At 74.4% G+C, this 13,247-nt stretch carries 11 protein-coding genes; 4 read left to right on the forward strand and 7 right to left on the reverse strand.

What is annotated here, in order from left to right:
* Positions 1–121: 121 nt before the first annotated feature.
* Positions 122–1,183 carry a mechanosensitive ion channel family protein gene (locus K7I03_RS21720; protein WP_185944932.1) on the reverse strand — a complete coding sequence of 354 codons (1,062 nt, stop codon included), beginning with the start codon at positions 1,181–1,183 and terminating at the stop codon, positions 122–124.
* 258 nt (positions 1,184–1,441) lie between these two features.
* Between K7I03_RS21720 and K7I03_RS21725 the strand changes: the two genes are divergently transcribed.
* Complete coding sequence (locus K7I03_RS21725; RefSeq protein WP_185944933.1) at positions 1,442–1,978, forward strand: HNH endonuclease; 537 nt, start codon at positions 1,442–1,444, stop codon at positions 1,976–1,978.
* Positions 1,979–2,068: 90 nt separating this feature from the next.
* On the opposite strand, the gene K7I03_RS21730 is transcribed toward K7I03_RS21725, so the two are convergent.
* Positions 2,069–3,133: a flagellar biosynthesis protein FlhF gene (locus K7I03_RS21730; RefSeq protein ID WP_185944934.1), complete on the reverse strand. Its 1,065-nt coding sequence runs from the start codon at positions 3,131–3,133 to the stop codon at positions 2,069–2,071.
* Positions 3,134–4,317: 1,184 nt separating this feature from the next.
* Between K7I03_RS21730 and K7I03_RS21735 the strand changes: the two genes are divergently transcribed.
* Positions 4,318–4,533 carry a hypothetical protein gene (locus tag K7I03_RS21735; protein ID WP_185944935.1) on the forward strand — a complete coding sequence of 72 codons (216 nt, stop codon included), beginning with the start codon at positions 4,318–4,320 and terminating at the stop codon, positions 4,531–4,533.
* Positions 4,534–4,560: 27 nt separating this feature from the next.
* On the opposite strand, the gene K7I03_RS21740 is transcribed toward K7I03_RS21735, so the two are convergent.
* The 3 genes from K7I03_RS21740 to K7I03_RS21750 form a co-directional block, all read right to left on the reverse strand.
* Positions 4,561–4,983, reverse strand: coding sequence for a type II toxin-antitoxin system VapC family toxin (locus K7I03_RS21740; RefSeq protein WP_185944936.1), 423 nt, complete (start codon positions 4,981–4,983; stop codon positions 4,561–4,563).
* Positions 4,984–4,995: 12 nt separating this feature from the next.
* Complete coding sequence (locus K7I03_RS21745; RefSeq protein ID WP_185944937.1) at positions 4,996–5,211, reverse strand: hypothetical protein; 216 nt, start codon at positions 5,209–5,211, stop codon at positions 4,996–4,998.
* A gap of 96 nt (positions 5,212–5,307) precedes the next feature.
* A complete protein-coding gene (locus tag K7I03_RS21750; protein WP_224347148.1) occupies positions 5,308–8,451 on the reverse strand; it encodes a beta-N-acetylglucosaminidase domain-containing protein in 3,144 nt (1,047 codons plus the stop codon).
* Positions 8,452–8,755: 304 nt separating this feature from the next.
* Between K7I03_RS21750 and malQ the strand changes: the two genes are divergently transcribed.
* Entirely contained in the window at positions 8,756–10,942 is a 2,187-nt protein-coding gene (gene malQ, locus K7I03_RS21755; protein WP_224347149.1) for a 4-alpha-glucanotransferase, read from the forward strand.
* A gap of 11 nt (positions 10,943–10,953) precedes the next feature.
* The gene (locus K7I03_RS21760; RefSeq protein ID WP_004952961.1) at positions 10,954–11,208 is read left to right on the forward strand and encodes a hypothetical protein; all 255 of its coding nucleotides are present in this window, start codon (positions 10,954–10,956) and stop codon (positions 11,206–11,208) included.
* Positions 11,209–11,373: 165 nt separating this feature from the next.
* On the opposite strand, the gene K7I03_RS21765 is transcribed toward K7I03_RS21760, so the two are convergent.
* Positions 11,374–12,252, reverse strand: a complete 879-nt coding sequence (locus tag K7I03_RS21765) for a hypothetical protein (protein ID WP_185944938.1) — start codon at positions 12,250–12,252, stop codon at positions 11,374–11,376.
* Between the two features lie 54 nt (positions 12,253–12,306).
* Positions 12,307–13,227: a DUF3592 domain-containing protein gene (locus K7I03_RS21770; protein WP_185944939.1), complete on the reverse strand. Its 921-nt coding sequence runs from the start codon at positions 13,225–13,227 to the stop codon at positions 12,307–12,309.
* Positions 13,228–13,247 lie beyond the last annotated feature (20 nt).

The raw sequence follows: 13,247 nt of genomic DNA on the forward strand, positions 1-13,247 counted from the left end.
GGCGCACCACCCAGCCCGTTGGGGGTCCCCCCTCTGGGGGAGTTTGAGGACGAGCGGCGAAGCCGCGAAAGGGGGTCTGGGGCGCAGCCCCAGGAATCGGCGAAAGGGGCGGGACCGGGGCTCACTTCCCCAACGTCGCCCCCGGCGGTATCGGCGCCGTGGCCAGCGCCTGCGGCGACGTCGGATTGGCGAGCACGGACGGCGGCGCCACGACGGCGGTGGGGTCGGCGGGATCCGTCTCCTCCGCCACCGCCGGCGGCGGCCCCATCCGGATCCCCGCCGCGTCCAGCGCCCGCTTGATCCGCCAGCGCAGCTCCCGCGCGACGGCCGCCGCCTCGCCCGGCGCGGCCTTCGCCTGGACCCGGACCACGACGGAGTCGAGGGAGACCGAGTCGAGTCCCATGACCTCGACGGGCTCCCAGAGCTTCTCGTCCCAGGGGGCGGTCTTGGACATCTCCTCGCCGACCTCCCCTATCACCTGGCGGGCGCGGTCCAGGTCCTCGTCGTAACGCAGGGTGACGTCGACCTCGGCCATGGCCCAGCCCTGGCTCAGGTTGCCGATCCGCTTGACCTCGCCGTTGCGGACGTACCAGATGGCGCCGTTCGCGCCCCGGAGCTTGGTCACGCGCAGGCCGACCTCGACGACCGTGCCCGTCGCCACGCCCGCGTCGATCTCGTCGCCCACGCCGTACTGGTCCTCAAGGATCATGAAGACGCCGGACAGGAAGTCCGTGACCAGGTTGCGGGCGCCGAAACCGATGGCCACACCGGCCACACCCGCGCTCGCCAGCAGCGGCGCCAGATTGATCTTCAGGACCGACAGCACGGTCAGCGCCGCCGTTCCCATGATCAGGAACGAGGCGACGCTGCGCAGCACCGACCCGATGGCCTCGGAGCGCTGGCGGCGGCGCTCGGCGTTGACGAGGATGCCGCCCAGGGCGTTGTCCACGGCCTGGGCCGTGCGGTTCATCCGGGCTATGAGCTTGGTGATCCCCCGGCGGACGAGCGAGCGCAGCACGATCGCGATGGTGAGGATCAGGACGATGCGCAGACCGTTGCTGATCCAGACGGACCAGTTCGCCTCCAGCCAGCCGGCGGCGTCGTTGGCGGTCTTCTGTGCCTCGTCGAGGGACGAGGGACGGGGCGTCGAGTCAGCGGCGACGAGGGCAGCGGACCAGGACACAGCGGGAACCCTTCGTAATGGACATGCCCGGCGCCGAACATCGGCAGGGGCAGAATCACCACACTAACGGGGCAGAGCGGGTCTTCCGTTGTTGTGTTCGAGAAGGGACGGGTCCTGCGCGCAGTTGACCGAGGTGTGTTCCAAAACACCTGTGACCCGTTACCCGCCGATGGTGGCGCACCGGCCAGGGGCCAGGGGACACTTGCAGGAGATCGTCCCGGCGCGAGCCACGCGCCGCCGGCGTACAAGGAGGCACCCGTGCCGCATGTCCTGGTCCTCAACGCGTCGTACGAGCCGCTCGGCGTCGTACCGCTCCGCCGCGCGCTCATACTCGTCCTCAACGAGAAGGCCATCAGCCTCGAGGACACGGGCGCCTACCTGCACAGCGCCAGCTGCACCATCCCCGCACCCAGCGTCGTCAGGCTCAAGCGCTTCGTGCGGGTCCCCTTTCGGGGCCCCGTCCCGCTCACCCGCCGGGCCCTCTTCGCCCGTGACGGCGGGCGCTGCGCCTACTGCGGTGGCGTCGCAACCAGCGTCGACCACGTCGTCCCGCGCAGCCGGGGCGGGCAGCACGCCTGGGAGAACGTGGTGGCCGCCTGCCGCCGCTGCAACCACGTCAAGGCCGACCGGCACGTCGCCGAGCTGGGCTGGCGGCTCCGGCACCAACCGGCCCCGCCGTCCGGCCTCGCCTGGCGGATCATCGGCACGGGGCATAGGGATCCGCGCTGGCTGCCTTACCTGGAGGCATACGGCGCGGAGGACGCGATGGCCCGGATCGACGGCATTTCCGCCTGAGAGGACCGGGCCTTTCTCGTACGGGCCTTTTCTCGGACGGGTCTTTCCCGTACCGGCCCCGGCCCGGCGCTTCGGCGTCCGGTCGGGGCGTCAGCCACGCCCGCTGCGGGGCTTCGGCGGGCGGGCGGGGGCCCTGGGGCGGTCGCGGACGACGGCGCGGAGTTCGTCGACCCGGCGGCGGACGGCGTCCTCGGCCTCGGGGGACGGGCCGGCGGCCGGTGCCGTCCCGTGGCAGACGCGGCACAGGCCGCCCGGCAGGGCCTCCGGCGGGCCGGGGACGTGGCAGTTCGTGCACTCCACGATCCGGCGGGGTGCGGGCTGCCGCTCCGGGCGGGGCGCGGCGCCCTCCGGGGGCATCCGGTCCGTCAGCCGCCTGCGGGCGAACGCACCCGGCGCGGCGACGACGTCCGGCAGCGCGTTGACCAGCGCGTGCCTGACCGCCGCCGGGCTCGCGCCGCGCGCCAGCCACTCCGCCGCCAGCGGTTCCAGGGCCGCGCACTCGCGGGCCGACAGGGCCATGCGGGGGTCGGCGTGGCCGACGGAGGCGAGGAGGTCGAGGGCGGGGGAGCGGCGGGAGGGGCGGGACGGGCGGGACGGGGGCGCCGGGGCCGCGTCGGGCGTGGCTTCGTCCGCCGTCGCCATCGCCGTGGCGACCGCCCCCGCCTCCGCGTCGGTCCCCGCCGCTGCCTTCGCCCCCGCGACCGCCCCCGCGAGCGTCCCCGCCTCCACGCGCGTGGCCTGCGGCACGTCGCCCCGCAGGAACGCCGACCACCAGGCGTCGTCCCGCGCCGTGCGGGAGAAGTACGTCCGCGAGACCCACTGCGTCCGCTCCGCACTGACCCGTTCCCGGCAGACGCGCAGGTGGCCCGCCTCGGAGAGGACGCGCAGCGCCGTGCGGACGGCCTGCTGGCCGTAGGGGAGTTCCCTGGCGAGCGTCTTGTGGTCCATCGCCGCGCCGTCGGGGAGGCGGTCGAGGTGCGCGGCGATGTACGCCTCGCGGGCGGGGAGGTGCGCGAAGTCCCCTGCGGAGCGCGGTGCTTGATCGGGTGCCGATCGCTTGCCGTAGCCGGGACCGGCCATGGGCGGCTGCTGGGGCGCGGGGGGCTTGGGCGGCGCGTACGGGCGCGCGTCGGCGCTAGGATTGGCGACAGCCATGGGATCGACTCTCATTCGATCTGGATGGTCAGGCCCTCGCTCGGTGTTTGCGGCACCGGCGGGGGCCGTTTTGTTGTCTGCGGGGCACGGTACACGGTCGCGGCGCTGCGTCGCGACGCGGTCGCGGAAAGTGAACCGCGTGTGCGGGCGCGGAGGTTGGAAGGGTGGGTGGGTGGGATGAAACCCACCCCCCATTCCTTGGAAAGAGGGCTCGGGTCCCGAGGTCCGAAGCTCGGGTCTTGGGCCTCGGGAGTGCGGTCCACGGATCGCCGCAGGTGGGCCGTGGCGGCGTGAGTTGGGAGCGGGCGGACGGGCCCGAGCTTCGAGCTTCGGGGGCGGTGACGCTCCGCTCGTCGCTCACGTAAATGTTCGCACTCGCCACGGAAGGGTGAATGTGCGGCTGTAGTCCCAACTGGCCTGGAACCTCCCACGGTTGGCGCTAGGCTCACCCACGTGACGTGCCATTCGTGAGCCTTCCTCCGGGTCGGCTCGCTCGCCGCGTTCGGGGCTCCATCCAGGGGTCTCGGGCGGGGTCGGCCCGCGTGCCGTTTCTGTCCGAGGTCCCCTCGTGGAGCCTCGCAGTCGGCGGGGTTCCGATCCGTGGAGAGGGACTACATGGCCCGTCATAGAAGGCTGAGGAGCTCGATCGACTGGCGTCGGGTGCGGCGTGGGGCGAAGGCGGTGACACCGTGGGTGGAACTGTTCGTCGCCGTGACCACACTGATCCTGATTGTGATCGGCAAGGGGTGATCGACGGGGCCTACACCCAATAGGCCCCGGCGATCCATCCGTCAGCCCGTCCGTCACGGGGCACAGTCCCCCGTGGCGGACTTTCTCTTGCGCCTGGCCGACGGGGCCTACAGCCATTAGGCCCCGGCGACCAACCTCCGAGCACTTCCACGATAGCGGCACCCGTCGCCCGCCGTCGCCCCATCGCGGACCCCGGCAGGGACGTCACGCTCCTGAGTGGCCCCGCTGCCCGCTGGATCGCCAGGCTGTTCGGAAATCCGCGTGTTGAAGTCCCCCTTTGGGTGCGCCCAACCGCGACGGGGGCGGAATTCGGCATCCGTTCACCGTGATCGCGGACAGTCCTCGCCGTCAGGCAAGTTCGGGAGTACGCACTTAGGGGGAGGCTGTCGCACATGCCGGTGCCATCGGTCCAACTTGGGCGCATCATCGCGGACATGAACCAGAAAGCCGCGCAGCAGGAGAGGTTCCCCAGGACCATGTGCGAGGGGGTGCGGTGCACTCGCTGCATGGACCGCACCATGGTGCGCGAGATTCACATGGGCCACGACGGCACCATCTCGCGCTACGACGACTGGGTCTGCAACTGCGGCTACCGCCGCCCGAGCCGGGAGCAGGCGGGGCGGGTCGGCAGCGGGGCGCGGGTGGGGTGAGGCGGCGGCAGTACGCGCGGCTGCCCCTTACGACGGGTGGAGGCGGAGTGCGTCCGTGTGCGCGGGGCGGACCACGGTGAAGTGCCGGCGGTCGAGCGTGGCGACGTTCGCCGTTTTGACGCGCTCGGCCACGGCGATCACGGAGGCGTCTGTTCCGCCCAGGGGAAGGTCCGCGTAGGCGCGGACGAGGTCGGCCATGCGCTCCAGGTCCTCCGGCATGAGGCCGGTGACCGTCCCGTACGCGCCCAGTGCCAGGTCGTCCAGGAAGACGGCCTCGGCTCTTGGGCCGCCGTAGCGTTCGATGAGGTAACAGGTCTCGGCGATCACTGTGGCCGGGACCAGCAGATCGCGTCGGGTGGGCAGGGAATCGAGCCAGTTCCGGCAGCGGTCGTGCGCGGCGTCGGAAGGGCTGGCGAGGGCCACCAAGGGGCCTGTGTCCACGACGATCACAGGCGGATTGTGTCAGTGCCCGAAGCCGTCCGAGAGATAATCGTCCACACGCGCCGAGAGGTCCGGCGGAGCGTCGGAGAGGATGCCGACGGAGCGTGGGTACGGCGGCTCCGTCGCTCCTCGTGCGGCGTCGCGCCGGGCATACGCGTGCAGTATGGCGGCGACCGCGGCCAGCTCGTCCGGATCGATGCGGTCGATCAAGTCGTGCAGCTCTTGCCGTGTCGTCATGGGTCCAGGGTAGGGCGCTCGTTTCTTTCGTGAGACGTTTCATTTCACGCGCGAAACGGTGCGTCCCGCGGGACCGGACGGCTCCGCGCCCGTGCCCTACCCCTTCCGCACCGCGTACGCCTCCACGTCCACCAGCGAGTACCCCGCCGACTCCGCCGCCCGCTTCACCCCCTGGACGCGGACGAAGCGCGTCCCCGGGGCGTCGCAGCGGACCGTTTCGGTGCCGCCCTTGCCGTCCGTGACCGTGGCCGCGTCGCGCCAGGTGCGGCCGTCGGGGGAGACCTGGACGCGGTAGCGGGTGGCGTGGAGTTCGTCCTGCCAGTGGAGCACGAGGCGGCCGAGGCGGGTGGGGCGGGGGAGCTGGAGTTGCCACCAGGCGTCGTCGGCGGGAGGGGAGGACCAGCGGGTCTTGGGGTTGCCGTCGAGGGCGGCGAAGGGCGGGAAGTCGGACGCCTCGTCGCCGGAGGAGGTGGCCTCGCCGGTGCGGGCCAGGTCGGGGCCGCCGGCGGCGGGGTACGCGCGGACGGTGACCGTGCGCTCCTGGTCGCCGAGGCGGACGGGGACGGTGAAGACGCGGGAGGGCGCGTCGGCCGGGACGGAGAGTTCGACGCGCAGGGTGGTCACGCCGCCGCGGACGGCCGTCACCTCGTCGGGGGCCTTGACGGTGACGCCCTTGGGCGCACGGACGGTCAGCTTCTGCTTGACCGCCCCCGGCCGCTGGTTGATCACACGCGCCTCGACGACCGCGGGCGCCCCGCCCGCCTCGGCCGTCGCCTCCGCATGGGTGAGCTCGAAGTGGGTGGCGGCGGTGTCCGCGAACCACGGGGTGATCTCGTGGACCGCTGCCGGCCGGGTGGGGCCCGACCAGACCAGCCGCAGGGCGTCGGCCCGGACGCCCTTGCCGGGCAGCTGCGTCCAGCCGCCGGCCGCGAGGGGGCCCAGCGGCTGCCAGCCCTTGTCGGGGGTGTGCGCCTCGACCGTGCCGCGCGCGCCGGGAGCGGCTGCCGTGAGCACGGTGACGGCGGTCATCGGGTGGGGTTCGCGGAGCTTCACGGTCAGTGGGCCGTCCGCCGGCGCGGGGACGGTCGTCGCCGGGTCGCCGTCGGTCGCCGCGCCGGACGTGCGCAGCGGGCGGTCGACGCCGAGCCAGCCGTTGGCGCGGGCGAGGGCCTGCTGGAGGAAGGGCGTCAGCACGCCGGCGCCGACGGTCACCCGTTCGGAGGTGATCTGATCGCGCAGCCGCAGCACGTCGAGTTCCGCGCGCCAGGCGTCCGCGCCGTCGCCGCGCGCCTGGGCGGTGAGCATGTCGACGGCGCGCAGCCCGGCCTCCCCGTGCCGCGCCAGCTGCCGTACCCACGGCCGGACCTCGGTGCCCAGCGCGTCCGTCAGCCGGCCCGGGGCGTCCGCCATGGTGCGGAAGGCGGCGCGCAGCCGGTCCGCCGCCGTCTTCAGCCGGTCGGCGTCCGTGCCGGAGAGCGCCGTCCAGAAGTCGTCCATCAGGGGGCGCAGATACGCCGACTCCTCGCCGCCGAGGACGGACGACGCGTCGTTCCCGGCCAGCGCCCGCAGGGCCTCGCGGGTCTTCGGGTCGGCGCCCGCGAGGTCGTCGACCGCGGCCTTCCAGGACTCCTCGGGGCGGTAGCCGCGCGGGTTCCAGGCGTAGTCGGCGGTGGTGAACAGCGGGATGCGGGACGCGGTGGGCTGCGCCGAGGCGTTGGCGAGCAGGGCGGCCGAACCGACGGCGACGGCCGGTTCCCGCCCGGTGTAGGGGCCGAGGAAGATACGGTCCTGCGCGAAGTCGTTCACCGGATAGTTGTCCATGGTGACGAGCTGGTGGCCGAACGCGGCGCGGGCGGCGGCCAGTTCGCCGCCGGTGATGGTCCGCGGGACCACGCCCACCCCCGTCCAGGTCACCTCGACGCGCGGGTCGAGCCGGTCGGCGAGCGCCCGCCGGAAGGCCGTCCGGCCGTCCTGGTAGTACTCGGTGGGCAGCAGGGACAGCGGTACCGCCTCGCCGCCCTTCGCCGCCAGGTGCCGGGACAGCGCCCCCGCCACCTTCGCCTGCGCCTCCGCCGCGGCCTTCGGCCCCGAGCCGAAGGCGTCCCGGTCGGCCCCGCAGTGCCACTCGCTGTAGCTGACGTCCTGGAACTGGAGCTGGAACGCCCGGACGCCGAGCGCCCACATGGCGTCCACCTTGCGCTTCAGCGCCCGTACGTCCTCCTCCGACGAGAAGCACATGGCCTGCCCGGGCGCCACCGCCCAGCCCAGCGTCACATGGTTGCGGCGGGCCCGTTCCGCCAGCGCGCGGAACTCCTCGCGGCGGTCGGCGGGGTACGGATCGCGCCACTTCGCCTGGCGGTACGGGTCGTCGCCGGGCGCGTACAGGTACCGGTTCAGCTTCGTCCGGCCCATGAAGTCCAGCTGTGCGAGGCGCTGCGGCGTCGACCACGGCTGTCCGTAGAACCCCTCGGTGATCCCGCGCACCGCCGTCACCGGCCAGTCGCGGATCACGGCTCCGGCGAAGGCCGTCCCGCCGTCCCGCCGCACCACGAGCTGGCGCAGCGTCTGCGCCGCGTGGAACAGGCCGTCGTCGCCGACGCCCGCCAGCGCCACCGCCGGCCGGCCGTCGAGCTGCCCGGACGCCAGCCGGTAACCGCCCTTGGGCAGGTCGCCGGCGGCCGGGGCGCCGAGCGTGCGCAGCGCGTCCTCGGCCTGCCGGCCGCCCGCGTACACGATCAGTCCGCGCGGCGGCGGGGTGCCGCCGGGCTGGGCGTCCACGACCGTCCGGGCCCCCGCGCCGCGCAGCACCTCCCGCAGCGCCGTCAGGGTGTACGGGTCCGTGCCCGGCTCGGCCATCAGGGTGACCTCGGTGCCCACCGGCACCGGCGCGCCCTGGGCGCGGCCCGACTGCGGGCGCGGCCAGACCGGCGGCAGCGCGTCGGACCCCTCCGGGTCGGCGGCGTCCGGGCTGCCCGCCGCCGGGGCGGCGGGTCCGGCGGGCGCGGCGGCCACGGGGGCGTTGCCGAGCAGCCCGCCGAGGAGCGCGACGGCCAGGACGGTCACCCCGGCGCGGCGCGGCCGGACGGCGTACGGGCCGCCGAACCGGCCGGTGCCGAGCGCCCGGCCGGGGCGGCTCGCGGGCCTGGACGTGGGCCGGTCTGCGGGCCGTTCCGAAGCGCCTCGAACGTGCTGCTCGGGGCCCTGATCGCCGCACGAGGGGTCGTCGCCCTGGAACCGCACGCCTTCTCCTCGCCCCGCTGCCGTACGTCGTGGTGGTGATGTGAGCGATGAGCCCATCACCAGGGGCGGAACGTGTCAACGCGGGTGACCGAACTGCCGGTAATGCCCGGCCCGGGGGTTGCGGCGGGGGCGGCACGACGGTGATGCCGGCCGGCGGCCGGAAAGTGCCAAAGCCCCGTCAGCGCGCCGTCGCCGTAAGTAAGCTGACACCGTCCCGGCCGTCACCGGGGAGCACCGTGCCGGCCGCCGAGCGACCCCGCACCGGCCGGTGCGGCGCCGTCCCCGCCGTCCTCTGGAGGCAGGCATGGACCGCGCGGAGGGCCGTACCGATGGCCGTATCGAGGGTCGTACCGAGACCGGCGCGGAGCGTGCGCACCTCGCCGCGCTGCACGGTGTGGCCACGTCCTACGAACCCGCCCCCGGGCAGAGCGTCCCCGTCCCCGAGGACACGGTCGTCGCCGTCCTCGCCGCGCTCGGCGTCGACGCCTCCACTCCGCGGGCCGTCCGCGACGCCCTGGACGCCCATGCCCGCACCGGACGCAACCGGCTGCTGCCCCCGGCCGTCGTCCTGCGCGGCCCCGCCCCGCACCGGCCGCCGGACCTGCCCGAGGACACCGCGCTCCGCGTCGAGACGTCCGACGGGCAGTCCCTGACCTGGGACGATCCCCTGCCGCTCGGCATCCACCTGCTGCGCGCCCGGACGCCCGACGGGCGGTCGGCCGCCGCCCCGCTGATCGTCGCGCCCGAGCGGGTGCCGCAGCCGCCCGAGCGCTGCCACGGCTTCCTCGTCCAGCTCTACTCCATGCTGTCCGCCCGCTCCTGGGGCATGGGCGACCTCGGCGACCTGGCCGAGCTCGCCGCCTGGTCGGGCCGGGCCTTCGGTACCGACTTCCTCCAGGTCAACCCCTTGCACGCGGCCGTCCCCGGCACCCCCGGCCGGCCCGCCGACCCGTCCCCGTACCGGCCCTCCTCCCGCCGCTTCCCCGACCCGGTGCACCTGCGCGTCGAGGAGATCACCGAATTCGGCCGGCTCACCGGGCCCGGCCGCGAGGAGGCCCAGCGGCTGCTCGCCGAGGCGGCCGAGCTGAACGCGGCCGTCCTCCGCCGGGGCGAACCCATCGACCACGACGCCGTCCGCGCCCTGAAACTGCGCGCCCTCGAACTCGTCCGCGCGGTGCCGCTCGGCCCCGGACGGCGCGCCTCCTACTGCGAGTTCCTCGCCGAGCAGGGCCAGGCGCTCGACGACCACGCCACCTGGTGCGCCCTCGCCGAAGCGCACGGCCCCGACTGGCACTCCTGGCCCGCCGGCCTCAGGGACCCCCGCTCCGCCCGCACGGCCCGCGCCCGCGGCGAGCTCCTCGACCGCGTCGACTTCCACTGCTGGCTCGCCTGGCTCACCGACCGCCAGCTCGCCACCGCGCAACGGGCCGCGCGCGACGCCGGGATGCGCGTCGGACTCGTCCACGACCTGGCGGTGGGCGTCCACCCCGGCGGCTCCGACGCGTGGGCGCAGCAGGAGTCGCTCGCCGCCGGGATGTCCGTCGGCGCGCCCCCCGACGCGTTCAACTCCCGCGGCCAGGACTGGGGGCTGCCGCCCTGGCGCCCCGACGCCCTGCGCGCCACCGGCTACGCCCCCTACCGCGACCTGCTGCGCGGGCTGCTGCGGCACGCGGGCGCGCTGCGGATCGACCACGTCATGGGGCTGTTCCGGCTGTGGTGGGTACCGGAGGGCCGCGAGCCGGGGCAGGGGACGTACGTCCGGTACGACGCCGACGCCATGCTCGGCGTCCTCGCCGTCGAGGCGCACCGGGCGGGGGCCGCCGTCATCGGCGAGGACCTGGGCACCGTCGAGCCCGGCGTCCGCGAGGCGCTCGCCGAGCGCGGGGTGCTCGGCACGTCCGTCCTCTGGTTCGAACGTGACTGGTCGCGTGGCGCCCGGCGGGCCGGGCCGCTGCCGCCCGAGCGCTGGCGCGAGGGCTGCCTCGCCACCGCCACCACCCACGACCTGCCCAGCACGGCCGCCCGCCTCACCGGCGACCACGTCGCCCTCCGCCACCGCCTGGGCCTGCTGCGCCGCCCGCTCGCCGTCGAGCAGCGCGAGGACGCCAAGGGCGTCGCCGAGTGGCTGGCCCTCTTCGGCCGGCTCGGATTGCTGCCCGAGGGGCCGGACGACGAGGAGGCGGCCGTCCGCGCCGTCCACCGCTTCCTGCTGCGCACCCCCGCACGGATGGTCGGCGTCTGGCTGCCCGACACGGTCGGCGACCGCCGCCCGCAGAACCTCCCCGGTACCTCGGACGAGTACCCCAACTGGCGCCTGCCCGTCGCCGACCCCGCCGGCCGGCCGCTCTCCCTGGAGGACCTGGCCTCCTCGCGCCGGCTGCACACCCTGATGGACGAGATCCGCTCCCTCACGGCCCGCCCGCGGACGGTGACCCCGAAGGCCACCCCGGACGCGCGCGGTCCACGGGGGTCCGATATTTTGAGCCCGTGAGCAATAAGAAGATGAACGCCAAGCGCGCCGGGGTCGTGTCCGCCGGCACGCTGCTGATGCTGCTGATGTCGTCCCCCGCGTTCGCGCTCACCCGCGACGACGGCGACGACCCGGGCCCCGGCCTCAGCGTGATCAACACGCTCGGCCTCTACGTCGCCGCGCCGATCGTGCTCTTCCTCGTGATCGCCGGCCTGACGATGGTGCTGGCGCGCAACTCGGACAACGTGCGCACGCACGACACGCACTACCCGCGGACGTCGCGCTAAGCCTTTGCGGGGGGCGCGCCCGGTGAGGGTGCGCTCGTGGTGCGCCTCGCGCGCCTTCGCGTCGTGGCGCGAACGCCGGACGAGCCCAGCGTGGCCCGCCCGGCGTTTGGCGTACCGTTCTGCGGGCCGTCGGGGGGCAGCTCGCCCGTCGGGCCCGCGCCGGTGCTACAGCAACGGGCCGACCAGAGCGAACACGGCGCAGCAGAGGCCGAGAACGGCCATCCCCCCGAACACCGCCAGGCCGAGTGAGACGAAGGTGCCCAGCATGACCGCGTGGCGCCTGGATTTCCGGACTCTGATGCGGTTCGGGTGCGCCGCGTCGTAGGTGAGCTCCGCGGCCTTGGAATCCGCCGGCCAGGGTGCGTCGTTGCTGGCATGAATGCGCTGGACGCCATCGGCGTCCCGGTACCGGTACGTGTAGCGAATGGATCCCTGCGTTCCGCGCCTGGTGTCCGTCAGGTCGGCGACGACCGTCACCCCGCGGACCCACAGCCCCCAGCATTCGAGGGCGAAACCACCGATCGCCTCCAGACAGATCAGGGATGGTGCGAGGGCCATCGGAGCGATCGTCCAGAGGACGACAAGGAAGGCCGGTTCCCGTGCGGCCGCGACGATGTACGTGAGCCCCGCCGCGTAGAGTGCCACCGACGCCCACGTGATCCGCGCCGTGCGGGAGATCGGCCGCCATCCGGCCATGGGGACCGGGGCCGTGTGGACGAGGGAGCGCCCGTCGATCCGTCGCGCCTCCCGGTCCCGGAGCGGCAGCGCGGCCTCGAAGCCCGCCGCGAAGGCCCGTACCGCCGCCGCGCTGCGGCACCGTACGGAGTACGTCCGGCCGCCGTCGCCGCTCGGCGAGGTGAGGACGATCCGCAGGGTGCGGCCTCCGAGTCCGGCGGCCTGTACGCGCTCGACGGCGGCCGGCGGGATGGTGGTGCGGGCGCCCTGGCGGTCCAGCAGCACGCCCTGCCGGTCCAGTTGCACACGGGTGCCCCGGCCGCGCAGCACCAAGGGGGGAGGAACGGCTATGGCCGACTCGTCCGTCACAGCGCTCACAGTAGGGCGTTCGAGGCCCTCAGGCCAGGGGTGCCTTGCCGGGCCTCACCAGTCCTCCTGCATCACCCGCGCTGCCTCAAGCGCGGTAGGCGCCGCGAAGTACAGGCCGAGCCCGAGCAGGACCAGGCCGATGGCTCCTACGGCGGCTTGTGCCGGGAAGCCGATCCGGTCGGCGGGGGTGTAACTCCGGTCCGGCGACCGAGGGTCGTAGCGGATCGGGGTCGTCCGCCCGTCCGCGGACAGGGGCCAGCCGTGGCTCTCGTGGTGGTGGTCGGTCCCCTCCCGGTCCGTGAACGTGTAGTGGTACACGACCGGTTGATCGGGGTCGCCGGCGTCGTCGCCTCGGTGGACGTCGGTGAGGGTGCCGGTGGCGGTGGCGCTCCGGAGGCGCATGAGGCAGGCGGTGTATGCGTTGGACGCCGTCAGGCGGGCGAGTACCAGGCCCGGCAGCAGGAACACGCCCGCGCGGAGCCAGTCGCCGACGGCGTCGAAGGAGGCGAGGGAGCGGCCGAGGTCTTCCGAGGCCAGGAAGACGACGGGGAGGGCGAGCACGTAGAGGGCGGCCAGGATCCGGAGCGTCAGGCTCCGCCCCGCCGCCTGCACCTCGCGCGCCGGCGCGAGGCCGATCCGCTCCACGCTCGTCAGCCGCCGGCCGTCCCGCCGCGCCTGGTGCGGCAGCCGGGGCGGGAGGGACGACGCGAGGGCGGTGTCGAAGGCCGCGAGGGCCTCCGCGTCGTCGCTCCGCAGTGTGATGACCTCGCCCCCGGCGTGGGGCGAGGTGAGCTCGATCCGCAGGGTGTGGCCGTCCGGCCCCGGCCCGTCGACGCGCTCGACGGCCTCGAACGGGACGCGGCGGCGCGTCCGTTTCCGGACGAGCACGAGCACGGCGTCGTACAGGAGGGCCGTGGTGCCCCCGGCGGGGAGGGCGGCCCTGGGGAGCTCGGTCGTCTCCGTTTCTTCGAACATCCGAGCACCCTAGGGCCGCG

Source organism: Streptomyces mobaraensis (genome assembly GCF_020099395.1).
Taxonomy (GTDB): domain Bacteria; phylum Actinomycetota; class Actinomycetes; order Streptomycetales; family Streptomycetaceae; genus Streptomyces.

Coding starts and splice junctions, on each gene's coding strand:
- K7I03_RS21730 (WP_185944934.1), bottom strand. CDS start 3,133: ATGGCTGTCGCCAATCCTAGCGCCGACGCGCGCCCGTACGCGCCGCCC.
- K7I03_RS21735 (WP_185944935.1), top strand. CDS start 4,318: ATGAACCAGAAAGCCGCGCAGCAGGAGAGGTTCCCCAGGACCATGTGC.
- K7I03_RS21745 (WP_185944937.1), bottom strand. CDS start 5,211: ATGACGACACGGCAAGAGCTGCACGACTTGATCGACCGCATCGATCCG.
- malQ (WP_224347149.1), top strand. CDS start 8,756: ATGGACCGCGCGGAGGGCCGTACCGATGGCCGTATCGAGGGTCGTACC.
- K7I03_RS21760 (WP_004952961.1), top strand. CDS start 10,954: ATGAACGCCAAGCGCGCCGGGGTCGTGTCCGCCGGCACGCTGCTGATG.
- K7I03_RS21770 (WP_185944939.1), bottom strand. CDS start 13,227: ATGTTCGAAGAAACGGAGACGACCGAGCTCCCCAGGGCCGCCCTCCCC.